General features: G+C 70.1%; 19 protein-coding genes, 3 tRNA genes and 3 pseudogenes. 14 read left to right on the top strand and 11 right to left on the bottom strand.

The features are described 5' to 3' along the window. Positions 1-73 precede the first annotated feature (73 nt). Positions 74-1,261 (bottom strand): aminotransferase class V-fold PLP-dependent enzyme, encoded by a 1,188-nt coding sequence (locus tag ACIBIW_RS18465; protein ID WP_399337319.1) that lies wholly within the window; start codon positions 1,259-1,261, stop codon positions 74-76. Between the two features lie 176 nt (positions 1,262-1,437). Next, positions 1,438-1,926: a peroxiredoxin family protein gene (locus ACIBIW_RS18470; protein ID WP_399337320.1), complete on the bottom strand. Its 489-nt coding sequence runs from the start codon at positions 1,924-1,926 to the stop codon at positions 1,438-1,440. Positions 1,927-2,100: 174 nt separating this feature from the next. Between ACIBIW_RS18470 and ACIBIW_RS18475 the strand changes: the two genes are divergently transcribed. The 5 genes from ACIBIW_RS18475 (at position 2,101) to ACIBIW_RS18495 (ending at position 4,325) form a co-directional block, all read left to right on the top strand. Further along, positions 2,101-2,850, top strand: coding sequence for a sigma-70 family RNA polymerase sigma factor (locus tag ACIBIW_RS18475; protein WP_399337322.1), 750 nt, complete (start codon positions 2,101-2,103; stop codon positions 2,848-2,850). After that, positions 2,847-3,143, top strand: coding sequence for a hypothetical protein (locus tag ACIBIW_RS18480; protein WP_399337324.1), 297 nt, complete (start codon positions 2,847-2,849; stop codon positions 3,141-3,143). Before ACIBIW_RS18475 ends, ACIBIW_RS18480 begins: the two co-directional genes overlap by 4 nt. 125 nt (positions 3,144-3,268) lie before the next feature. Beyond that, entirely contained in the window at positions 3,269-3,982 is a 714-nt protein-coding gene (locus ACIBIW_RS18485; RefSeq protein WP_399337326.1) for a haloacid dehalogenase type II, read from the top strand. A gap of 168 nt (positions 3,983-4,150) precedes the next feature. Then, positions 4,151-4,225: transfer RNA gene (locus tag ACIBIW_RS18490), tRNA-Asp, on the top strand. Positions 4,226-4,251: 26 nt separating this feature from the next. Next, positions 4,252-4,325, top strand: a tRNA-Phe gene (locus ACIBIW_RS18495). 72 nt (positions 4,326-4,397) lie between these two features. On the opposite strand, the gene ACIBIW_RS18500 is transcribed toward ACIBIW_RS18495, so the two are convergent. Further along, positions 4,398-4,844: a hypothetical protein gene (locus tag ACIBIW_RS18500; protein WP_399337328.1), complete on the bottom strand. Its 447-nt coding sequence runs from the start codon at positions 4,842-4,844 to the stop codon at positions 4,398-4,400. Between the two features lie 40 nt (positions 4,845-4,884). Further along, positions 4,885-6,102 (bottom strand): hypothetical protein, encoded by a 1,218-nt coding sequence (locus ACIBIW_RS18505; RefSeq protein ID WP_399337330.1) that lies wholly within the window; start codon positions 6,100-6,102, stop codon positions 4,885-4,887. 417 nt (positions 6,103-6,519) lie between these two features. On the opposite strand from ACIBIW_RS18505, the gene ACIBIW_RS18510 reads away from it, so the two are divergent. Both ACIBIW_RS18510 and ACIBIW_RS18515 read left to right on the top strand, forming a co-directional pair. Then, positions 6,520-8,793: a (Fe-S)-binding protein gene (locus tag ACIBIW_RS18510; protein ID WP_399337332.1), complete on the top strand. Its 2,274-nt coding sequence runs from the start codon at positions 6,520-6,522 to the stop codon at positions 8,791-8,793. Between the two features lie 171 nt (positions 8,794-8,964). Next, complete coding sequence (locus tag ACIBIW_RS18515; protein WP_399337334.1) at positions 8,965-10,065, top strand: Yip1 family protein; 1,101 nt, start codon at positions 8,965-8,967, stop codon at positions 10,063-10,065. A 61-nt stretch (positions 10,066-10,126) separates the two neighbouring features. Here the strand turns inward: ACIBIW_RS18515 and ACIBIW_RS18520 are convergent, their stop codons facing one another. Beyond that, a complete protein-coding gene (locus ACIBIW_RS18520) occupies positions 10,127-10,657 on the bottom strand; it encodes a phosphoribosyltransferase (RefSeq protein ID WP_399337336.1) in 531 nt (176 codons plus the stop codon). Next, a complete protein-coding gene (gene dcd / locus ACIBIW_RS18525) occupies positions 10,654-11,229 on the bottom strand; it encodes a dCTP deaminase (RefSeq protein WP_399337338.1) in 576 nt (191 codons plus the stop codon). The genes ACIBIW_RS18520 and dcd overlap by 4 nt, the downstream gene beginning before the upstream one ends. 459 nt (positions 11,230-11,688) lie before the next feature. Between dcd and ACIBIW_RS18530 the strand changes: the two genes are divergently transcribed. Together ACIBIW_RS18530 and ACIBIW_RS18535 are read left to right on the top strand one after the other, a co-directional pair. Beyond that, positions 11,689-11,759 (top strand) — tRNA-Gly (locus ACIBIW_RS18530). Between the two features lie 524 nt (positions 11,760-12,283). Beyond that, positions 12,284-12,475 (top strand): annotated as a pseudogene (locus ACIBIW_RS18535) (transposase family protein); the annotation flags it as partial. A 108-nt stretch (positions 12,476-12,583) separates the two neighbouring features. Here ACIBIW_RS18535 and ACIBIW_RS18540 read toward each other — a convergent pair. After that, a complete protein-coding gene (locus tag ACIBIW_RS18540) occupies positions 12,584-13,072 on the bottom strand; it encodes a GNAT family N-acetyltransferase (RefSeq protein ID WP_399337340.1) in 489 nt (162 codons plus the stop codon). A 146-nt stretch (positions 13,073-13,218) separates the two neighbouring features. On the opposite strand from ACIBIW_RS18540, the pseudogene ACIBIW_RS18545 reads away from it, so the two are divergent. From ACIBIW_RS18545 to ACIBIW_RS18555, 3 genes and pseudogenes are all read left to right on the top strand, one after another. Continuing rightward, positions 13,219-13,716, top strand: a pseudogene (locus ACIBIW_RS18545) (GNAT family N-acetyltransferase); the annotation flags it as partial. Positions 13,717-13,815: 99 nt separating this feature from the next. Further along, positions 13,816-14,334, top strand: a pseudogene (locus ACIBIW_RS18550) (AAA family ATPase); the annotation flags it as partial. Between the two features lie 587 nt (positions 14,335-14,921). Beyond that, positions 14,922-15,920 (top strand): hypothetical protein, encoded by a 999-nt coding sequence (locus ACIBIW_RS18555; protein WP_399337342.1) that lies wholly within the window; start codon positions 14,922-14,924, stop codon positions 15,918-15,920. Positions 15,921-16,397: 477 nt separating this feature from the next. Here the strand turns inward: ACIBIW_RS18555 and ACIBIW_RS18560 are convergent, their stop codons facing one another. After that, positions 16,398-16,769 (bottom strand): hypothetical protein, encoded by a 372-nt coding sequence (locus tag ACIBIW_RS18560; protein ID WP_399337344.1) that lies wholly within the window; start codon positions 16,767-16,769, stop codon positions 16,398-16,400. Positions 16,770-16,877: 108 nt separating this feature from the next. On the opposite strand from ACIBIW_RS18560, the gene ACIBIW_RS18565 reads away from it, so the two are divergent. Beyond that, positions 16,878-17,462, top strand: coding sequence for a TerD family protein (locus ACIBIW_RS18565; protein WP_399337346.1), 585 nt, complete (start codon positions 16,878-16,880; stop codon positions 17,460-17,462). Here ACIBIW_RS18565 and ACIBIW_RS18570 read toward each other — a convergent pair. The 3 genes from ACIBIW_RS18570 to ACIBIW_RS18580 form a co-directional block, all read right to left on the bottom strand. After that, on the bottom strand, positions 17,452-18,636 hold the full coding sequence (locus tag ACIBIW_RS18570; protein ID WP_399337349.1) for a sensor histidine kinase: 1,185 nt from the start codon (positions 18,634-18,636) through the stop codon (positions 17,452-17,454). The genes ACIBIW_RS18565 and ACIBIW_RS18570 overlap by 11 nt on opposite strands. Continuing rightward, positions 18,633-19,289 carry a response regulator transcription factor gene (locus ACIBIW_RS18575; RefSeq protein ID WP_399337619.1) on the bottom strand — a complete coding sequence of 219 codons (657 nt, stop codon included), beginning with the start codon at positions 19,287-19,289 and terminating at the stop codon, positions 18,633-18,635. Before ACIBIW_RS18575 ends, ACIBIW_RS18570 begins: the two co-directional genes overlap by 4 nt. A gap of 719 nt (positions 19,290-20,008) precedes the next feature. After that, entirely contained in the window at positions 20,009-20,782 is a 774-nt protein-coding gene (locus ACIBIW_RS18580; RefSeq protein ID WP_399337351.1) for an oxidoreductase, read from the bottom strand. Between the two features lie 74 nt (positions 20,783-20,856). Here ACIBIW_RS18580 and ACIBIW_RS18585 point away from each other — a divergent pair, with 74 nt between their 5' ends. Then, positions 20,857-21,462, top strand: a complete 606-nt coding sequence (locus tag ACIBIW_RS18585) for a TetR/AcrR family transcriptional regulator (protein WP_399337353.1) — start codon at positions 20,857-20,859, stop codon at positions 21,460-21,462. Positions 21,463-21,491 lie beyond the last annotated feature (29 nt).

A 21,491-nucleotide genomic window follows, 5' to 3' on the forward strand; every position in this document is an offset into this window, starting at 1 on the left:
GGAACGTTAGCAGTCGATGACACTCTGTGTCATCGCTTGGCGTCGGAGCGTGGGCGGGCGGGGAGGCCGCCGATCAAGCCGCCGCTGCCGTGGCGAACAGGCGGACGGCCGTGTCCAGTTCCTCCTCCGTGTTGTAGTAGTGCGGCGACAGCCTGACCAGCGGATGCACCCCGCGGTCCACCGTGTCGAACTGGGTGTGGCCTGGCACGGTCGTCGTCACGTTGACGCCGCCCGCCCGCAGCACCTCGGCGATCCGCTCCGACGCCACCGAGTCCGCCTTCGCCGTGACGATGGCGCACCGCTCACGGCCCAGGTCGTACGTCGTGACCCCGGGCAGCGCCGACAGCCGCTCGCGCAGATATCCGCCGAGGGCCAGCGCCCGCTCCCCCACGGCCGGCATGCCGAGCGAGAGCGCCTGGTCGACCGCGGCGCCGAGGCCCAGCACGTTCGCGTAGCTCATCTCCCAGGTGGCGAACCTGCGCGCGCCCGGCGCCCAGGAGAACCCCAGGGCGCCGTCCCAGACGCCCGACTCGATCTCGACGACGTTCGGCTCCAGTGCCGGCAGCAGCGCCTCGCGCACCCACAAAAACCCGGTGCCGCGCGGCCCCCGCAGGAACTTCCGCCCCGTGCCGCTGACCATGTCGGCGCCGATCTCCGCCACGTCCACGGGGAACTGCCCGACCGACTGCGTCGCGTCGAGCAGGAACGGCACCCCCGCGGCCCGGGTGATCCTGCCGACCTCCGCGACCGGGTTCACCAGGCCGCCGCTCGTCGGCACGTGGCTGACCCCGACGAGCCGGGTCCGCTCGTCGATCAGCCGCGCCAGCTCCGCGGTGTCGAGCTGCCCGTGCTCGTCGTTGGGGACCACCACCACCTCGGCGCCGGTACGGCGGGCGATCTGGAGGTAGGCGAGGACATTGCTGCCGTACTCGGCCCGGCCGGTGAGAATCCGGTCCCCGGGCGCGAACGGCAGCGAGTAGAAGGCGGCGTTCCAGGCGTGGGTGGCGTTGTCGAACAGGGCGATCTCGTCCGGGCTGCCGCCGAGCAGCCTGGCCAGGCCCGCGTACACCGCGTCGATCTCGGGCCGCTTGCGGTCCGCCGCCTCGTAACCCCCGATGGCCGCCTCCAGTTCCAGGTGCCCGACCACCGCGGAGAGCGTACGGCGGCTCAGCAGCCCGGCCCCGGCGTTGTTCAGGTGCAGCCGGTTGGCACAGCCCGGCGTCTCACCACGCAGCGCCTCGATGTCCATGTTCGTGTCCATCCCCCCATCCTGACCCCGCGGGGCCGGGACAATGCCGCTCGCGGGCGGGGTGGCGGGGGAGGGGGGCGGGGAGCGTGGGATGTGGGGAGCGTGGGCCCCGGGCAGGGAGGCGCGGGGTGCGGGGACGCGCCGGGGCGGGCGCCGGAGGGCGCCTGGGCGCCGCGCCCCCGTTCCGGTCAGCCCTCGGCCGCCGCGTGCTCCCGTACGTACTTGATCATCCCGACCACGTCCTCGGGTACGAGCCTCCCGATGGCCCCGCTGGAGTAGACGCTGACCAGCACCCTCCCCCCGGGGTCGAGCACGAAGCCGGTGGACTGGAGGTGCACGGGGTCCGGGTTGACGAAGGCGCCGGTGGCCGAGGCGACGGCGTGGGCGTCGGCACCGTGGCCGACCGGGAAGGTGAGCCGCAGCGAGTCGACCAGCTCCCTCGTGGTCGGCTCGTCGTCGACCGAGAGCGCGACCACCTTCGCCTCCACCCCGGCGAGGCTGTCCCGGGCACGCTCGAAGGCCCGTAGCTGCGCCTTGCAGTACGGGCACCAGGAGCCCCGGTAGAAGAGGACCACGCCGTAGTGGCCCGCGAGCGCGTCGGGCACGGTCAACGGCCCGCCACCCACCACGTTCAGCGTGAGCCGGGGGAAGTCGTCACCGGGCTTGAGTACGGTCATGGGGTTCTCCTTCGCCGCGTCGGTGACGGGTGGCCCCCCGTCACCCATGCCCGCCGCGGTCCGGCGGGCACACACCCCAGTCAGTGCCGCCAGGGCCGTCCGTCTTACCTCCCGCCCGCCACCGGCCCAGGACGGCGCCCGCGGGCCCCACGGCGCCGCGCGTACGCTGGCGGCATGAGCCGCGTGGACTCCACGGCGTCCGACAGCCCCGGCGGGGTGACCGGGCGAGTGGCGAGCAAGGAGGCGGACCAGGCGCCGAACACCCGGGCCGCCCCGAACGGTCCTCCGCCCCCACCCGGCGGCCTGGACGGCGAGTCCGCCGCCTGGGTGCGCTCCCTCACCTCCGAGGGGCCCGGCTACGAGGAGGCGTGCGAGCGGCTGCACGCGCTGCTGCTGCGCGTCGCGCTCGGCACCGCGCGCCGCAGAGGCCCCCGGTACCGGATCACCGGCCCCGAACTGGACGACCTCGCCCACCAGGCCGCCGCCGACGCCCTGATGAGCGTGGTGCGCAAGGTCCGCGAGTTCCGCGGCGAGAGCCGCTTCACCACCTGGGCGTACAAGTTCGTGATCTTCGAGCTGTCCGGCAAGCTGGGCCGGCACTTCTGGCGCCGCGGCCATGTGCCGCTCGACGGCGAGGACTGGGACCGGCTCCCCGGCCTGCTGGGCGACGAGCCCCACGAGACGACGGCGGCCGGCGAGCTGGCGGCGGGCGTCCGCAGGGCGGTCGAGACGGAGCTCACCCCGCACCAGCGCCGGATCTTCGCCGCCCTGGTGCTCGACGGCGTACCGCTCGACGCGCTCGTCGCCCGGCTCGGCACCAACCGCAACGCCGTCTACAAGACCATGTTCGACGCGCGCCGCAAACTGCGGGCGCGGCTCGTCGCCGACGGATACCTGGACCCGGCGCCGGGGAGGCAGCCATGAACCGTCCGCTCAGCCTCGACGCGTTCCTCGCCACCGACCCCCGCGACGTCGGCTGCGAGCGGGCCATGGAGATCCTGCACGTCTACGCCGACCTCACGCTCGCGGGCAGCGACCCCGAATCCCGCTACCCGGGCATGGCCGCGCATCTGCGGGCCTGCGGCCCCTGCGCGGAGGACTTCGACGACCTCCTGGAAGCGGTGACCGCCGCCCCCGCCACCGCCCCCGGCAGGAACGCAGAGAACGGCGACGGCGACGGCGACGAAGGCGGCGACGGGAGGCACGCCAACCGGTAAGACCACCGCCCCCGGCCACCACTCACCCGCTGACAGACCCCGTAACCCCCGGGACCGCCCCGTACCGCCGAAGGCGCCCGGAAGACCGGGGACGACCAGGGGACGACCGAAGGACGGAAGACTCCATGCCGGAAGTGATCGCGTTCGACGTCAACGAGACCCTGCTCGACCTGCGGGCGCTGGACGAGCCCTTCCAACGCCTCTTCGGCGCCCCCGGCATGCGCACCCAGTGGTTCGGCACGATGCTGCAACTCTCCTTCGTCGGCGGCCTCACCGGCTCCTACGTGGACTTCACCACCGCCCAGCGGGCCGCCCTGCGGATGCTCGCCGAACGCGAGCGCGTCGCCCTCACCGAGCGGCAGGTGACGGACACCGTGGCGCTGATGGAGCGGCTGCCCCCGCACCCGGACGTACCGCGGGCGCTGGCCCGGCTCGCCGGGAGCCCGCTGCGCCTGGTGGCGCTCACCAACTCGGTGGCGACGACCGCGCACGCCCAACTCGCCCACGCCGGACTCCTCGGCCTCTTCGAGCACGTCGTCTCCGCCGACACCGTGCGCCGTCTCAAGCCCGCGCCCGAGCCGTACCACGAGGTCGCCAGGGTCTGCGGCGTCACACCAGGGGGCATACGCCTCGTCGCGGCCCACACCTGGGACGTCTCGGGCGCCCTCGCGGCCGGCTGCCACGCCGCCTTCGTCGGCCGCCCCGGCGCGGTCCCGAGCCCTCTCGGCCCCCGGCCCGACATCGTGGCCCCCGACATCGCCACGGCCGCCGACCTCATCCTGGAACGCGACGCGGGCGGCCCTCCGGCCGCCCCGATGCCCCCGGGGCACCGCCCCTGAGCGGCGCACACGGCGGCGGGCGCCGCCCCCGCACTCTGATACGCTCATCGAGCGACATCGGGCCCTGAAAGGACCCGGAGGACCACACCGAGCACACCACTTCCTCCCGGCGAAACCACGTTGGGGACGGGTCGGGGAATGTGCAAGACTGTGTCCCGCGCGAAGCTTGGTCCTGTGGAGCAGTTTGGAGTGCTCGCCACCCTGTCAAGGTGGAGGCCGCGGGTTCAAATCCCGTCAGGACCGCTGCGGTTGCCCCAGGCACACCGCATGGCTGGGTAGCTCAGTTGGTACGAGCGTCCGCCTGAAAAGCGGAAGGTCGCCGGTTCGACCCCGGCCCCAGCCACTCCTCACCGAGCAGCACATACGCCCCTTCCAAGATCGCGGAAGGGGCGTTCTGCTTGTCTGTGTCCCACTGCTAGCTCGGGTCCTCACGCATAGAGTTGGCCCACACCTGGCACGCAGACCCCGCACCGTCGGACGCCACAATGGCCTCGAATTCCGACCGCCCATCCGCCCCTGCCCGACGGAACCACGCGGTACGGGAACCAGGCGGCAGCCCTTCACGCGACGCCTCCATGGCAGCGCTGGACCCTTTCAGCCTGTCCTCTGTGGAGACACGCAGATGATTCGAACCGAGGAATTCGTCCCGCACCCGGCAAGGGATCTCGAAGGTGAGGAGAAACGGATAGCCTTCCAGCTTGCTGTTGGCCGAATAATGTATGTCACGCGATTTTTCCGGCAAGGAGACCTGATGAGTCTTCAAGGCTTCATCGAGAGGAACATCAACCTCCACCCCATGAAACTGATGCGCAAAGTCACCACCCGAGCACCCGGCCATCGACGCCATGAGGAACAGGGCCACAACGGCGCCAGGCCCAGCCATACCGACACGCAGCCGACGCTTACCCCACATGAAGAGTCTCATGGCCAATGACGTCGTAATCCTGCGCCAGGCCCGTGGTGTTCAGACGAGCCATATCATTCTGCCGCACCGACACAGGCCCCCAGCCTATGTCACCACGCCCCTTTCCGCCGGCCGGGTTGCCCCAGTTGTAGCGTTTATACACATCCACGGTCACTTCCCCGGTCAGCTTGCCATGGCGCTCCACCGTCTCCCCTCTCACCCTGTACTGATACCCATTCAGCGCATAATACCAATCCTGCTCCGCTTCGCCATGCCGGTATGCCGGCACTCCCATTCCGGCCGCCACGCTGGACGATTTCCAGCCGCTGTCAAATTTTCCCGGTTTTATCTCGTTCCCCACATTCGCCTTGAAAGAGTCCAGGTCCGTCATCATCTTCGTGGGACTCACCTCGACCGGCTCACCACCGTTGTCCAACCAGTGTTCCAGCAGGTCGGCAGCGATTTTGTGCTTTTTCATGGCCATGTACGGGAGCGCGCCCGTGGCGGCGAGCATGAAGGTTTCCCGGTCCCCTGCTGTCGGCTCCGCGCTGCCCCACAGCGGCCTGTTGACATCCTCTGCCTGGGCTGGAGGGAACTCGAAGAAGGGGTGCTGGGAGATCAGGTCGTTTGTGGCGTCGGCAAGGGAGTCGTATGTGTGGTGCCCGGGATTGTGATCGTCATTGCCGTGTATGCGGCCCAGCGCCCAGGTCACCACCTGGTCCACCTCGGCAGCCCGTGACAGACATGCGTTTATTCTCTCCCGATGGCTGTTGAGATCCTCCTTCGTCTCGGAAGACTCATTGACGGGTTCCCCCGCGTATGTTCGGACGGTGAGCGTCACCGACCCCTCGCCCGTATCCGCCACCACGTATCCCTTTGAATCGGCGTCCTCCAGCAGTTGGACGATCTGCTTCTGAAGCTGAAGCAGTTGGCGGTACGCGTCGTCGAGCACTGTGTAAATGCTCTGCGCCTCCGCGTGGAGATCGTCGACCTCCTTGGCGGTCTTTTGAACAAACCCCCGCGTCACTGTGGCATTGACGCCGGCCCAGCGCGCATTTTCCGACTTGGCTTGCATTCCGAGCTTGGCCTCATGGGCCAAGGTCTTGAGGTGACCCACCATGGTTTTCCAGTCGGCCACCGCACTTCCGAGGTGGCCTAAATCGACGTCGGCAAGGTCGGAATGAGACAGCGTCATACTGAACGCCTTTCCAGTCATGAGGCGGGCATGATCACCAAAGCGGGCCGACGGCGAGTCCACGCGCCGGGGACTCGCCCCCGCAGGACGCTCAGGCCCCACCGCCCGCCCCGACGCCGCCCCTCCCGGGAACACTCACCGAGGATCTGGCGCGGCACAAGCCCGCCCCCGCACCCTCCCCCGTACAGCCCACACTTCGTACAACCGACACCCTGCCCGTACCAGCAGACGCCCCGCCCGCCGAGCGGCCCCGCCACCAGCCACGCGACACAGATCACCGGCGCACTGACTACGCTGCCGCGCGACGACTCAGGTAATCTCGAACGTATGCCATAAGTTACCGCTTAGTAGTATCGAGCCGGACGGCCGCCCCTGACGGCCGCCAGGACAGAGCACCGCACAGCAACCGCCCCGCCCGCGCAGGTTCGAGGAGCCTCCATGCAACTCGCCGCGATCATCGTGTCGTTGGTTCTCGCCGTGGTAGGCGTGGCCCTGTTCGCCAGGGCCATCGCAGAGATCTACCGGTACGTGCGCCTCGGCCAGGACGTGCCGGGCGGCACCAGGACCGACGCCCCATGGCCGCGCACCGTCACGGTCATCAGGGAGTTCCTCGGCCACACCCGGATGCTGCGCTGGGGCGTCATCGGCGTGGCGCACTGGTTCGTCGCGGTCGGCTTCTTCACCCTCGTCCTCACCCTCGTCAACGCCTTCGGCCAGCTCTTCGCCGCCGACTGGGCGCTGCCGGTGATCGGCACCTGGCCGCCGTACGAGGTCTTCGTCGAGCTGATCGGCATCCTCACCACCCTCGGCATCCTCACCCTGATCGCGATCCGCCAGCTCTCCCTCCCGGGCCGCGCGGGCCGCAAGTCGCGCTTCTCCGGCTCGAACCTCGGCCAGGCGTACTTCGTCGAGGCCGTCATCCTGATCATCGGCCTGTGCATCCTCACCCTGCGCGGCCTCGAAGGCGCCCTGCACCACGTCGACGGCTACGAAGCCTCGTATCTGATCTCGTACCCGCTGGTCGCCGCCTTCCGGGGCGCGAGCACCGGCACCCTCCAGAACATGGTCTACCTGACCGCGATGATCAAGATCGGGACGTCCTTCATCTGGATGATCACCGTCGGGCTCAAGACCGACATGGGCGTCGCCTGGCACCGCTTCCTCGCCTTCCCCAACATCTGGTTCAAGCGGAACGCCGACGGCGCCACCGCGCTCGGCCCGCTCCAGCCCATGACCTCGGCGGGCCGACCCATCGACTTCGAGGACCCGGGCGAGGACGACGTCTACGGCGTCAGCCAGATCGAGCACTTCTCCTGGAAGGGCCTGCTCGACTTCTCCACCTGCACCGAGTGCGGCCGCTGCCAGTCGCAGTGCCCCGCCTGGAACACCGGCAAGCCGCTCTCCCCCAAGCTGCTGGTCATGTCCCTGCGCGACCACGGCCACGCCAAGGCGCCGTACCTGCTTGCGGGCGGCGGGAAGGACGCCGAAGGCGAGGAGCAGGCCACCGCCGACCAGCTCAAGGACGTACCGGCGGCGGCCCTCGCCGAGGCCGGGCGCCCGCTCGTCGGCACCCTGGACGAGGGCGGCGTCATCGACCCCGACGTCCTGTGGTCCTGCACCACCTGCGGCGCCTGCGTCGAACAGTGCCCCGTCGACATCGAGCACGTCGACCACATCGTCGACATGCGCCGCTACCAGGTGATGATCGAGAGCGCGTTCCCCTCCGAGGCGGGCACCATGCTCAAGAACCTGGAGAAGCGCGGCAATCCCTGGGGCCTGGCCAAGAAGCAGCGCCTTGAGTGGACCAAGGAGGTGGACTTCGAGGTCCCCGTCGTCGGCAAGGGCGTCGAGGACCTGACCGAGGTCGACTACCTCTACTGGGTCGGCTGCGCGGGCGCCCTCGAAGACCGCGCCAAGGCCACCACCAAGGCGTTCGCCGAGCTGCTCCACATCGCCGGTGTCAAGTTCGCCATCATGGGCGGCGACGAGAAGTGCACCGGCGACTCCGCCCGCCGCCTCGGCAACGAGCCCCTCTTCCAGGAGCTGGGCGCGGAGAACGTCGCGAACCTCAACACGGCCTTTGGCGAGGACCCCGACGAGGCGGACACCCGCAGGCCGCGGGCGTCGAAGAAGATCGTCGCGACCTGCCCGCACTGCTTCAACACCCTCGCCAACGAGTACCCCCAACTCGGCGGCGACTACGAGGTCATCCACCACACCCAGCTTCTCCAGCACCTCGTCGACGAGGGAAAACTCGTCCCCGTCACGCCCGTCGAGGGCCTGATCACGTACCACGACCCGTGCTACCTCGGCCGCCACAACAAGGTCTACACACCCCCGCGCGACATCATCGCCAAGGTCCCGGGCCTCAGGAACGAGGAGATGCACCGCCACAAGGAGCGCGGCTTCTGCTGCGGCGCGGGCGGCGCGCGGATGTGGATGGAGGAGCGGATCGGCAAGCGCATCAACAACGAGCGCGTCGACGAGGCCCTGTCCCTCAACCCCGACATCGTCTCCACCGCCTGCCCCTTCTGCCTCGTCATGCTCACCGACTCCGTCAACGGCAAGAAGAACGACGGCGCCGCCCGCGACGACCTCCGCGTCGTCGACGTCGCCCAGCTCCTCCTCGACTCCGTGAAAACCGCCCCTGAACCGCCCCCGGCCGGCGCCTCGGAGGCCGACCGCGAGCCGGAGCCCGAGCCGGTGGAGTAACGCGCCCGCGCGGGCCGGGTGGTGCGCGCCCGCGCGCCTCGACCGGTACGCGCCGGTGTACGTCACCTTGTGCGCGCCCGGGCGCGCGCCCGCGTGTCCGGGTGCGCCGGTGGGGGTGGGGCCAACCCCCCTCCCACCAGTGGCGCCACCCCGTCGGGGACCCCTTAGGGGATGTCACAGCTCGGCCGCAATGGACCCCCCGTTCCCCTGGCCCCGGCACCTCGATCCGCCGAAGCGGGTACGTTCGGTTACGTGGCTGGATTCAGGAACGGACGCGGCCGGGACAACGGCACCGCGCGAGGAAACCCGCGGCAGCAGCAGTACGGGCAGCAGCAGCCCCCGCACGGCGGTGGCGGAGCCCCGTACGCCCAGCAGCCGCCCGCAGGCAACCCAGGACCGCCCTACGGCGCGGGCCCGGGAGCGCCGACGTACCCCCAGGGGCCCCATGCGAGCGGCCCCGGCGGTCATGGACACGGCGCCCCGCACGGCGGCGGCTACGGGTACGGCGGGCCGCAGGCCCAGGGCCCCGGCGGCCATGGCCAGTGGCCGGGCGGCCCCGACCACGGCGAGCCCGAGTACTTCGGCGACGGCGGCTACTCCGCGCCGCACGGCGGGCCCGACCCGTACGCGGCCGACAACCCCGGCCACACCCGCCAGTTCAGCATCGGCGAGGACCCGTACAGCCAGGGCGAGACCTACCGGGCCGGCCAGGCGTCCGCGCCCCCTGTCGGCCCCCGCCTCCCCTGGCGCGACCTGCTGACCGGCATCGTGCTGCGCCCCGCCCCCACCTTCCTTCAGATGCGGGACTACGCCCTCTGGGCGCCCGCGCTCATCGTGACCTTCCTCTACGGGCTGCTCGCGGTGTTCGGCTTCGACGGCGCCCGCGACGACGCGATCAACGCCACGCTGTCGTCGGCGATCCCGATCGTGCTGATCACGGCGGTGGCGATCACCCTGAGCGCGTTCATCCTCGGCGTGGTCACCCACAGCCTGGCCCGCCAGCTCGGCGGCGACGGCGCCTGGCAGCCCACCGTCGGCCTCTCCATGCTGATCATGTCCCTGACGGACGCACCGCGCCTCGTGGTGGCGATGTTCCTCGGCGGCGACCAGAGCTTCGTACGGCTGCTCGGCTGGGTGACGTGGGCCGCGGCGGGCGCCCTGCTCACGATGATGGTCAGCCGCTCCCACGACCTGCCGTGGCCGAAGGCCCTCGGCTCGGCGACGATCCAACTGGCGGCACTGCTGGTGATCGTGAAGCTGGGGACGCTTTGAGCGGTTGGGCCGCGGGGGTGGGGGCGCGCTGAGGGGCTGCGCCGCGGGGGTGGGGGCGTGGCTACGCCGAGGGTGCCCCTTCCCCCGCCGTCCCGGCCGCGTCGCGCACCGGGGGCAGCACGCTCCACGGGAAGTCGATCCACAGCTCGGTACGCCGCCACACGTACCGGCACTTCACCGTCGACCACGGCTTCTCGTAGAGCACGGCGGTACGCACGTCGGCGGCGGACGCCCGGCAGAAGTCCTCGACCAGCGCGAGCGTCGCGCCGGTGTCCGCGACGTCGTCGGCGACGAGGACCCGCCTGCCCTCGAAGTCGGCGGCGCCCGGCACCGGGGGCAGCATGACCGGCACGTCCAGCGTGGCCCCGACGCCCGTGTAGAACTCCACGTTGATCAGGTGCATGCTCTTGCAGTCGAGCGCGTACGCGAGCCCCCCGGCGACGAACACGCCCCCGCGGGCTATGCAGAGCACGACGTCCGGCTCGTAGCCGTCGTCGGCGACGGTCCGCGCCAGCTCCCGCACGGCCGTGCCGAAGAGTTCGTACGACAACTCCTCGCGCCGGGCTCCGTCGACACCGGCGCCGGTACTCACACCTGGGTCCGGTGGAAGTTCATGTACGACCGCGACGCGGTGGGCCCGCGCTGCCCCTGGTAACGGGAGCCGTACTGCTCGGACCCGTACGGGAACTCGGCGGGCGAGGACAGCCGGAACATACACAACTGCCCGATCTTCATACCGGGCCAGAGCTTGATCGGCAGCGTCGCCAGGTTCGACAGCTCCAGCGTGACGTGCCCCGAGAACCCCGGATCGATGAACCCCGCGGTCGAGTGCGTCACCAGCCCGAGACGCCCGAGGCTGGACTTGCCCTCAAGACGCGAGGCGAGGTCGTCGGGCAGCGTGATGACCTCGTAGGTCGACGCGAGGACGAACTCCCCCGGGTGCAGGATGAAGGGCTCCTCACCCTTCGGCTCCACCCGCCGCGTGAGGCCGACCTGCTCGACGGCGGGGTCGATGTGCGGATAGCGGTGGTTCTCGAACACCCGGAAGTACCGGTCCAGCCGGATGTCGATACTCGACGGCTGCACCATTTCCGGATCGTACGGGTCGATACGCACCCGCCCCGCGTCGATCTCGGCCCGGATGTCCTTGTCTGAGAGAAGCACGCCCCGAGGATACGCAGAACGCCCGGCCCCGCCGCAATCCACATCGGAAGCGACGGGCCCGGGCGCCGGGCCGAACACGCGCCGCGCGCTACCGCTCCTGTGGCACCGCGGGAACGGCGACAGGGACGGGGACGGCGGAGCGTAGCCGATGACACTGCGGGCAACGCAGCAGCCGACCGGGCCCAAGCCGGTCCGCCTGCTGCATCGGGAACGAAGCGGTGCTGAACACGTGCCCCTCGGCACAGCGGACGACGGTGCGCTCCATCAAGTCCTTGAGTCCCTTCCCCGAGCCGGAATGACGACCAACGAACAGCCACATTACGGGATGAAAGGGACGGCACTCCAGACGCCTCTCCGCCCCACCCACCACCGAGCGAGGCCACGCTACCCCCGAGCGCGGGGGGCTGGGCATGGGGTACAGTAAGCGACGTTGACACCCCGGTTCACCCGGAATGTCGCGCGGGTGTAGTTTAATGGTAGAACATCAGCTTCCCAAGCTGAGAGCGCGAGTTCGATTCTCGTCACCCGCTCCGTGATGAAACCCCAGGTTGGTGGCCTGGGGTTTGCTTGTTGTTTAGACCAATTTGAGGGCTCCACGCCCTCCGCATGCGCTAAGTCGCACGGTTTTGCTTCTCAGCGCAGTGTCTTGCGCTGGAAGGCTACGGAACGGGTCATCAATCACGAACTCAGATGCCTCCTTCCTTGGCATACCGATCGCATCGAGATTCTGCGGACCCCGGCCACGGCCCGTCCGTACCTGTTGCTTGAGCAGACCGCGCACCACGGGGACCTGCCGCCGGGCGGCGATGCCGATCAGATCGTGCGGGACGTCCAGCCTGCGCACCCGCACGCGCTGTTCTGGAGTACGGGGAAAAGGAACTCGCCGGACAACTCCCCACGGAGTCGGGCCAGCGGGACCCGGAGCGGCCAGAGTGAGCCGAGAAGGGAGATCCGGCTGACCATGCTTCGGGTGCTCCTGTCCCCCCTTAGTGTTGACGTCACTATCGCGGGACACGGGGCACTGAGCCTTTTCCGACCCGCCGCAGCCGACGTCGAATGCTCCGCCGACAAGGGCTACCGCGGAGCCAGCGACACCATACGACTGCCCTACTGAGGCCGCTGGGAGACACTCTCCGCAGGCCGGCAAGCCGTCAACCGCTCCCACGCAGAAATCCGCGCACTCGTCGAGCAGGCCATGGCCACCCTCAAGAGCTGGAGCCTCCTGCGCAAGCTCCGCTGCACCACCGAGGTGGGAAACGGCTCGGCCTCCACCTGCTTCCTCCCCCTCCAGGGCATCGGTTCGGCCGGAAGCCCGGTTCGCACCCCGGGTGGACGGCCCGGGAAGGGCGAAGTCCTACGACAGGTCCTTGCGCATCATGGTGCACATCGTTTCGTGGCGGTACAGCGTCCCGTCGGGAGCCTGCTCTTCCCACGCGTCCGGCCGGTAGTCGTAGGCGCGGTAGCCCAGCCTCTCGTAGAGGGCACGGGCACGTGGATTGCCGTCCTCCACGCCCAGCTCGGCCCGGCACAGATCCCGATTCCTGATGCGCTGTTCCATGGCCTCGACGAGAACCGTGCCCACGCCACAGGACTGCAGCGCGGGGTGGACGGCAAGTTGCCACAGCGTGCCCGCGCCATCCTTCGCCCGGTAGTCGACACCGCCCTTGGCGATCGGAATCCCGGCACGGGCACACACGGCCAGATAGTCGACGTCGCCGGACGGCCTGCGATCCAACTGCATGGCGACATTGTTGAGATGACGCGCGGATCCGGCCCAGCCGCACGACGCCAGATCCGCTTGCACCAGGTCCCGCACGGTCAGTCCCAGTACGACGCTTGTCACGTGGAGCACCTCCGCGGGTCAGCATCCTCCCCCCTCCCGAACCGCCGCAACGCGGATTTGGCTGCTCCGTACCGGCTCCCCGCCGCACCGCCACGCGCGGGAAGGATGAGGAGGGACAACACGCACACGAAAGGGATCGGCATTCCGTGAAGGGCACATCTGAGGGCGGCATCGAGGGCGAGGCCGTATCGCTCGTCCCCGCCACCGAGAACCACCTGCCGCTGCTCGCCGGGTGGTTCGCCGATGCCGAGTTCGTCCGCAACTGGGGCGGGCGGCCTCTCACCCGCGAGGAAGTGGCCGCCAAGTACACCGGAAGGCGGCGTCCCGCAGTGGTCTCGTTGCTGGTACTCCGAGGCGACGATCCCGTAGGATACGCCCAGTACGTCGCCTCCGGCCCTCGCGAGGGCGGCGTGGACATGGTTCTCCTGCCACCCGCACAGGGTCAGGGATATGGCCCTGACGCCGCCCGGGCCCTCGTCCGGCACCTCCTTGCCGTCGTGGGATGGGACCGGGTGACGGTCGATCCCGAAGCAGCCAACCGCCCGGCGATCAGGGCATGGAGCAAGGCAGGCTTCCGCCCGGTCGCCGCACGAGGAAGCCGAGTTCTGATGGAGTGCACGACCGCGCCGAACGGCCCATCGCAGACGGCCCCGGCGGATTCTGCCGCTGAGGGATCCCGCCCAGAGCCTCACGGGCCGGCACCGTCGGGGCTGACACGAGTACCCGCGGGACTCGTGGTCCTCGTCGGCCCGCCGGCTTCGGGCAAGAGCAGTTTCGTCCGGGCACTGATCGCACTCGGGCGTATCGACGAGGACGCCGTGGTCTCCAGCGACGAGATCCGCGCGGAACTCTTCGGCACCGCACCCACCGAGGCGCACACCGACGCGGCGGACGCTCGGATCTTCGCGGAACGCGACCGACGGATCGCCGCCCGGCTCGCCGACGGACGCACAGCAGTCGCCGAGTCAACGAACGTGACTCCCCAGGCGCGCACCCGCCTCATCGCCATCGCGAGGCGCTTCGACGCCCCGGTGACCATGCTGCGGTTCAACCCGGACCTCGGCGTACTCCTCCAACAGCAGGCGGAGCGCGGCCGGACCGACATCACCACCGCCGACGTCCACGCCTCCGCCTCGCTCATGGCCCGGCACACCGACACCGGCCAACTGCGCTCGGAGGGCGCTCACGTAGTTCACGACGTTCCCGGGCGTCGTCAAGGGGTGACTCCCGACGAAGCCGCGACGCGCTTCTCGTTCAACTGACAGACCGGCCCTACGCCCGCACACCCGTCTTCTGCCGCCCCCCACGGACTTACGCGGAGCAGCGCCAGGGCTTCCCGGAGGCGCGGCGGGGGTCAGACACCGTCCTCGTACCCAACTGGGCGCCTGGACGCGACATCATCTCTTCCGTCGTGAACGGCCCCGGCCAGTTCAGTGACACGGAGACCGCGAACGAAGCATGGCTGGTCATGCTCGCGGGCCTGGAGATGCTCCAGGGGTGGATAGCGGGCGATCCCTGGTCCTAGGCGTGCTCGCACGCTGCGGGCGGGACCTGGTCGTGCTTCGCCGCCTGGAGAGGCTTTGGGAGGGCTGCGACCAAGGGCAGTGTTTGAGGTGTCGAGCCCATGCCGGACAGCGTCGGCGACCGCGTCAGGAATATCCTCCTCGGCCGGCGTACAGCCCCTATCCCTCATACGAAGCGCACCCCGTAACACCGCAAGACGACTCGCAAGTCGTATTCCGCGGTTTCTGGCACGCCCCTTTCGCCCAGAGATTACGATCCTCTGCGTCCTCTGCCGAGGCGAAAGCCGCACGCCGCAATCCTTCATTCCGTCCCGCAGGAGCGCAACATGACCGATCACCCGCCGTTCACCGACCCTCCACCCGTCCCGGCCGAGGCGGGCGGGGGCCTGACCGCACCAGAAATCGACGAGGCGTTGTCGGCCCTCGCTCGTGGCGCGGCCGTCCTACTCCGGGAGTGCGAAGCCGCGGAGCGGCGCATGGACGAGTTGAACGCCTTGAACGAGGCCGACATCGAACAGCGCGTCGCGGCCAAGAGGTCGCGGTACAACGCGGAGTCGGTACTGCTGTCGGTGCGCCTGGGGCTGGCCACCCGCTACGCGAAGGGGCACCGCGACGCCGCGCGTAAGTTCGTCTGCTGGTGGGTGGACGCGGCCCTGATGGCGTGGAAGGCCGCGGTCCTTGGAACACCCCTGCTCCACGCACGCGTGAGTGCGGCCGCGCCGGGCACCCTGATGGCCGACGACGACCTGGCTGTCCTGCCGAGAGCGGATGAGCACACGCATCAACTCGTGGAGCTGGGAACGTTTCTGGCCACTCCGAAGCCGGGTCCCATGTCCGAGTACGCCGATGACCTCGCGGCCATGACCGCCGATCTCGCAGCCCGCTCCGGGCTGCTCGTCCGGCAGGACGAGACAGGCGGTGTCCGGGTGTTACACGATGGCGATCCCGAGGCGCGGCGCCGTCGTCTCTGGGGAGATTTCTGGCTCGAGCACGGCATGCCGGCACTTCCCGAGCCGAACGAACTCGGCTTTCTTCTCGACCGAGCCCCCGACGGGGCCGCGGACCGCCTGCGGAGCGCCACCAAGGCAGTGATTCAGGCGGCAGTGGCCGGACTGCGCATCGCCGCGCTGGAAAGCAACAAGGCCCCCTGGACACTCACGGAAATCGACGAGCACGAGCAACTGTCCGCCCGGTTGGATCGTTTGACGGCTCTCCTCGCCGATTACGCACAGGCCATCACCGACCATCTACCGGAGATTCGAGCCGCCAACAGCGGCCGGGACGACACCAGCGGAAGCAAGGAGAGCGCAGCCCAGCCCTTCTGATCACACCGCGGTGAGCGGTTGCCGATTGCAGCTGCCAGGTCGTTCGTACCGCTTCCACCTGGGCGACGTCTGGGACCGCTCCCACAAGCTCTATGATGCAGCCGAACGACAGAAGTCGAGGCCGTGCCCAATCCGTGCCCTTGAGATCCGTTCCCTTGAGATCGGACAACCACGGTCAACAGTAGTGCGATCGGGCCTGCGCAGCACCGGCCAGCAAGACAACTCCACGCAGGTCAGCAACCGTGGAGCGTCGCAAGCGCCATCGCTTCCCAGCTCAGAGCGCGAGTTCGACTCTCGTCACCCGCTCCACCATAAAGCCCAGGCCGATGGCCAGGAGGTTTGTTGTCGGATGCGGTGGGTGGCCGGTCGTCGCTGTCGGACCTCGGCGGTACGTTCACAGCTTCAGGTCCACCAACCCACCTGTCCGACCGGCGCTCGTGGAGCCTCGGCGCGCCTCGTGCGGTAGCCATGGTCGGGCTACGGCGGAGGTGGGAGCAGAGCGTCGAAGAGGGGCCAGCCTGTTGTTTCTGTTGTGCCTGTTTTGGGGAACAGGCCGCTGGTCAGGGCCTCGTCGAGTAGGGAGCGTACGTTCTTGGGCTCGTGCAGGTTCAGGTAGGCGCCGTCCGGCAGGCGCATCGCGGCGCCCTCCGTGAGGTAGCCGTCGGCGATGAGGCGGCCGGGGGCGCGGTGGAACACGAGGCGCAGGCGGGCGGTGGAGTCGGGGCGCCACAGTGTCAGCGTGCTGCTGCATCCCGCGTGCCCGCGCCGTCGGTCGTGCCGGTGCCAGAAGCACCAGCCGTAGACCGTGCCGTCCGCCACCAGGCGGCGCCGCCTGCGTTTGCTCCCCATGGGGGAACTGTAAAGGGGCTCGTGTGGAGAGACCCCTCGGCGTCCCTCGCGCCGCCCGCCAGGCAGACTGGGCCCGGACGTGGATGCGGCGACGGAGGATGACCACACATGATCACGCTCACCAAGGAAGACGGCCCTGCGGACCTGGACGGGGTGACTCATCTGTCCATCGGCGTCTCCTGGGACCCCACGGCCGGCAGCACCGGTGGAGTGCTCGGCAAGTTGCGGCGTAAGACCGGGACCGATCTCGATCTGATCGCCATCGCCATGCAGGGCGGGGACCCGGTGCGGCTCGCCGGGCTCGACTCGCTCGACCCCATGGGCAACGGCTCGCTCATCCACAGCGGTGACAACCAGACCGGGCGCGGGGACGGTGACGACGAGACGGTGACCGTGGAGTTCGCGCGGGTTCCGGATGTCATCACGTCGATCGTGTTCGTCGCCGCCGCCTACAAGAAGGGGAGTTCCTTCCAGAAGGCGCGCAACATCAGCTTCAAGGTGTACGACGCGACCGGCGGCAGCACGCACCAGGTCGCCGACATCTGGCCGAGCCTGCTCAGCCAGGACAACGGGTGCGCCGTGGCCAAGGCGGTGCGTGTCGGCGGGGCCTGGAAGCTCCAGGTCATCAACGAGACCGGGAAGATCAAGCAGGGCAGTGAGCATGCGCTGATGCGGTTCGCCGTCAGTAAGTAGGCCCCCGGGGGTGTCCTTCCCCGGGGAGGGTGACCGTGACGGTGAGGCCGCCGGTCGGGTTGGGGCGGGCGGTGACCGTTCCGTGGTGGGCGTGGGCTATGGCGCGGACGATGGACAGGCCGAGGCCGGAGCCCTTGGCGGTGACCAGGCGTTCCGTGCCCAGGCGGCGGAACGGCTCGAAGAGGGACGGGATCTCGTACGCGGGCACCTCGGGGCCCGTGTTGCTCACCTCGACGTCGACACGGTTGCCGTGGGCGCGGCTGACGACGCGGACCAGGCCGTCGGGGTCGGCGGTGTTGTGCCGGATGCCGTTGGCGACCAGGTTCTTCACCATGCTTTCGAGAAGCTGCGGGTCGCCGGTGGTGGGGGCGTGGCCCGGCTCCGTGTGCACGGTGATCCCGGCCCCGCGCGCCTCCTCGGCGCTGCGTGCGATCACGTGGGTGACGACGTCGGCTAGGTCGACGGGGGCCGCTTCGGGGACGTGGTTCTCGGCACCGGCGAGCAACAGCAGGCCGGAGATGAGGCGTTCGTGGCGGGCGTTGATGTCGAGGAGCTGCGCGCCGACCTGCTTGACGTCGTCGGAGGCGGTGGCGCGGTGCATGGCCATCTCGACGAGAGCGCGGCCGAGGGTGAGCGGGGTGCGCAGTTCGTGGGAGGCGTTGGCGACGAAGCGGCGTTGGCCGTCGAAGGAGCGGTCGAGGCGTTCGAGCATGGTGTCGAAGGTGTCGGCGAGGTCCTTGACCTCGTCGTCGCGGCCGGTGAGCGCGATGCGTTCGTGCAGGCCGCGGTCGGCGGCGGGGGCAGCGGCGATACGGGCCGCGGTGTCGGTGACCCGGCGCAGGGGCGCCAGGACGCGGCCCGCGACGAGCCAGCCGAGGCCGCCCGCGGCCGCGACGACGGCGCCGAGCGCGATGCCGCCCTGGGTGAGGAGGGTGGTGGCGGCGGCGTCGTTGAGCCGCTGCCGCTCCTTGTCCTCGAAGGAGGCGGTGGTGGCCGGAGGTTCGCCCTCGACCGGGGGCGGTGTGGTGGCGGAGCCCTCGCGGTGGGTGCTGAGTCCGGAACCGCCGCTGGTCAACTGCTGGTTGAACAGCGCGTAGGTGGTGGCGAGCAGTACGACGCCCGCGGCCAGGAACAGGCCGCCGTACACCAGGGTGAGGCGGGTGCGCAGGGTCATGGGATGCGGTACCCCACTCCGGTGACGGTCTCGACGACGGGCGGGGCGCCGAGTTTGCGGCGCAGCTTGAGGACGGTGACCCGTACGACGCCGGTGAACGGGTCGACGTGCTCGTCCCAGACCTTCTCCAGAAGGTGCTCGGCCGAGACCGTGGCGCCGCCCGCGGCCAGCAGCTCGGCCAGTACCCCGAACTCCTTGTTGGTGAGCGCGATCGCCCGCCCGTCGCGGTCCACCGCCCTGCTGCCGGGGTCGAGGGTGATGTCGGCGCGGCGCAGCAGCGGGGCCGAGGTGGCGCGGGTGCGGCGGCCCAAAGCGAGGACGCGGGCGGCGAGTTCGGGGAACGCGAACGGCTTGGTGAGGTAGTCGTCGGCGCCCAGGGAGAGGCCGGAGACCCGGTCGGTGACGGTCGTGGACGCGGTCAGCATGAGCACCCGGGCCGACGACCCGGCCGCGACCAGGTGGCGGCAGACGTCGTCGCCGTGCACCCGCGGCAGGTCGCGGTCGAGGACGACGACGTCGTAGTCGTTGACGTCGGTGCGCTCCAGGGCGCCCGCCCCGTCGTAGGCGACGTCGACGGCGTGCGCCTCACCGCGCAGCCACTCGGCGATCGTGTCCGCGAGCAGGGCCTCGTCCTCCACCACCAACACCCGCATACCTCGTACTCCTTCCGTCGGACGGTCCCCGGGCGGACGGTCCCCGGGGCCGGTGGAGCAGCGGCGGCGCCGACCCCTGCCCACCGGCCCTGTCACGCCCGGGTCAACGCGCCGGGTAGGAGTGGCTCTCCGGCTTGCCCCCGTCGGCGGGCGGGGTGCCCTCCTGGTGGAAGCGGGCTTGCCGTCGTCCTTTCTGGTGTTGGTCCAACCCTTCTCGCGGGGCCCGTTGGGGTCCCGGTGCGGCGTGCGGTACGACTCGTGGTCCTTCGCCCCGCCGGGACGGGAGGCGTGGGACTGCGTGCCGCCGTCCTTGTGGGCGCCGGTCTTGCCGTCGTCCACTGTGACGTTGCCGTGCCCCTTCTCCGTTCCCCCGGCGGCGGCCATCGCGGCCCCGGTGCCGCCGACGAGCGTGGCCGCGACCACACCCGCGAGGATCAGCTTCCTGTACTTCCTCATGTCGGTTCCCTTCATCCGTTTTGTCCGTGTGTCGGCCACACCGGTCACGTCGGTGACATCGATCGTGTCGGTGACATCGGTCGTGTCGGTCACGTCAGTCACATCGGTTGCATCCCGTTGCATCGGCCGCATCCGGTTGCATCGACTACATCGGTGCGATGTGGCCGGGCCGGCACCGTGTTTTGCGGCGCCGTGCCCGCCACATATGCAACCGTCCGGGGCGTTAACCGGGCGTTACTCGGACTTGCGGGCAGGGACCGGCCTCACACCGTAGGGATGATGCCTCCGTCGACGCGGAACTGGGCGCCGGTGAGCCACTTCGCGCGGGGGGAGGCCAGGAAGGTGATGAGTTCGGCCACGTCGGCGGGCTCGCCCGGGTGTCCCATCGGGACGTTCAGGCGGTCCACGATCCGTTGGCGTGCCTCCTCAAGCGGGATGCCCTCGCCGTCGGCGAGGGTCTTGAGGTGGTGTGTCGCGCCCTCCGTGACGACGAAGCCGGGCAGTACGCACACCACGCGTACCCCGTGCTCGCCCACCTCGGTGGCCAGTTCGCGACTGTAGGCGTTGAGCGCCGCCTTCGCCGCGGCGTACGGCGCCTCCGCGCGCTGGGGCACCCTGCTGGCGATCGACGAGACGTGCACGACCACGCCGGAGCCGCGCTCCACCATCCCCGGCACGAGTATCCGGTCGAGGCGTACCGCGGCCAGCAGGTTGATATCGAGTTCGGTGCGCCAGGACGCGTCGGAGCGCTCCAGGGTCGGTGTCGAGCCGGTGGTGGCGCCCGCGTTGTCGATCAGCACGTCGACGCCGCCGAGGGTGTCGAGCACCCGGCGGCCGAGGTCCGCGACGCCCCGCTCGGTCGCGAGATCCGCGGGGATGTGGGTCGCGGGAGAGCCCTCGGGGGGCGCGGTGCGCGAGGCGGTCAGCACCCGCGCGCCCGCGTCGGCGAAACGGCGGGCGGTCGCCGCGCCCAGGCCCCGGCTGGCGCCGGTGACCAGTACGCGCAGACCGTCCAGACCCTCTTCCGGCACTGTCATGGCCACTGCTCCTCAGTAAAGTGAACCGTACTCCGGAAACTATACTGAACCTGGTTCACCTTATGGAGGCACCGTTGCCCTCGCCACGACCGCTGCGCGCCGACGCCCGGCGCAACCGGGACGCGCTCCTCGCCGCGGCCCGCGACGCCTTTCTCGACGGGGACTCCGACGCGCACATCGAGGACATCGCCCGGCGGGCCGGGGTCGCGGTGGGCACGGTCTACCGGCACTTCGAGACGCGTGAGGCGCTGGTCGAGGAGGTCTACCGGCAGCAGGTCGCCGAGCTGTGCGGGGCGCCGCCCGCGCTGCTCGGGGAGCACGGCCCGGCCGAGGCGCTGTGGCGTTTCCTGCTGCTGCTCGTGGAGCACGCCGCCGTCAGTAAGGGGATGGCGGGGGCGCTCGCGGGCATCATGGCGACGGACTCGCCGGTCTTCGGCGACGCGCGTGCGCGGATGGCCGGCTGCCTCGACGAACTGCTCGACGCGGGCGCGGCAGCGGGCACGATCCGCCCCGACGTCGACGGGAGGATTCTGCTGCGCGCCATGGGCGGCGTCTGCGACCTGCGCGCGACGGAGGGCTGGCGCGAGGACGCCGCCCGGATCACCACGCTCCTCTTCGACGGTTTGCGGTACGGGGCCGGGGGTGCGGGGGGCGGGGGGACGGAAGTTCCGTTGCGGTGATGCCCTGTTGGCCCGGCAGCGGACGAGGC

The sequence above is a fragment of the Streptomyces sp. NPDC050560 genome, from assembly GCF_044457285.1.
In the GTDB taxonomy this organism is placed as follows: Bacteria; Actinomycetota; Actinomycetes; order Streptomycetales; family Streptomycetaceae; genus Streptomyces.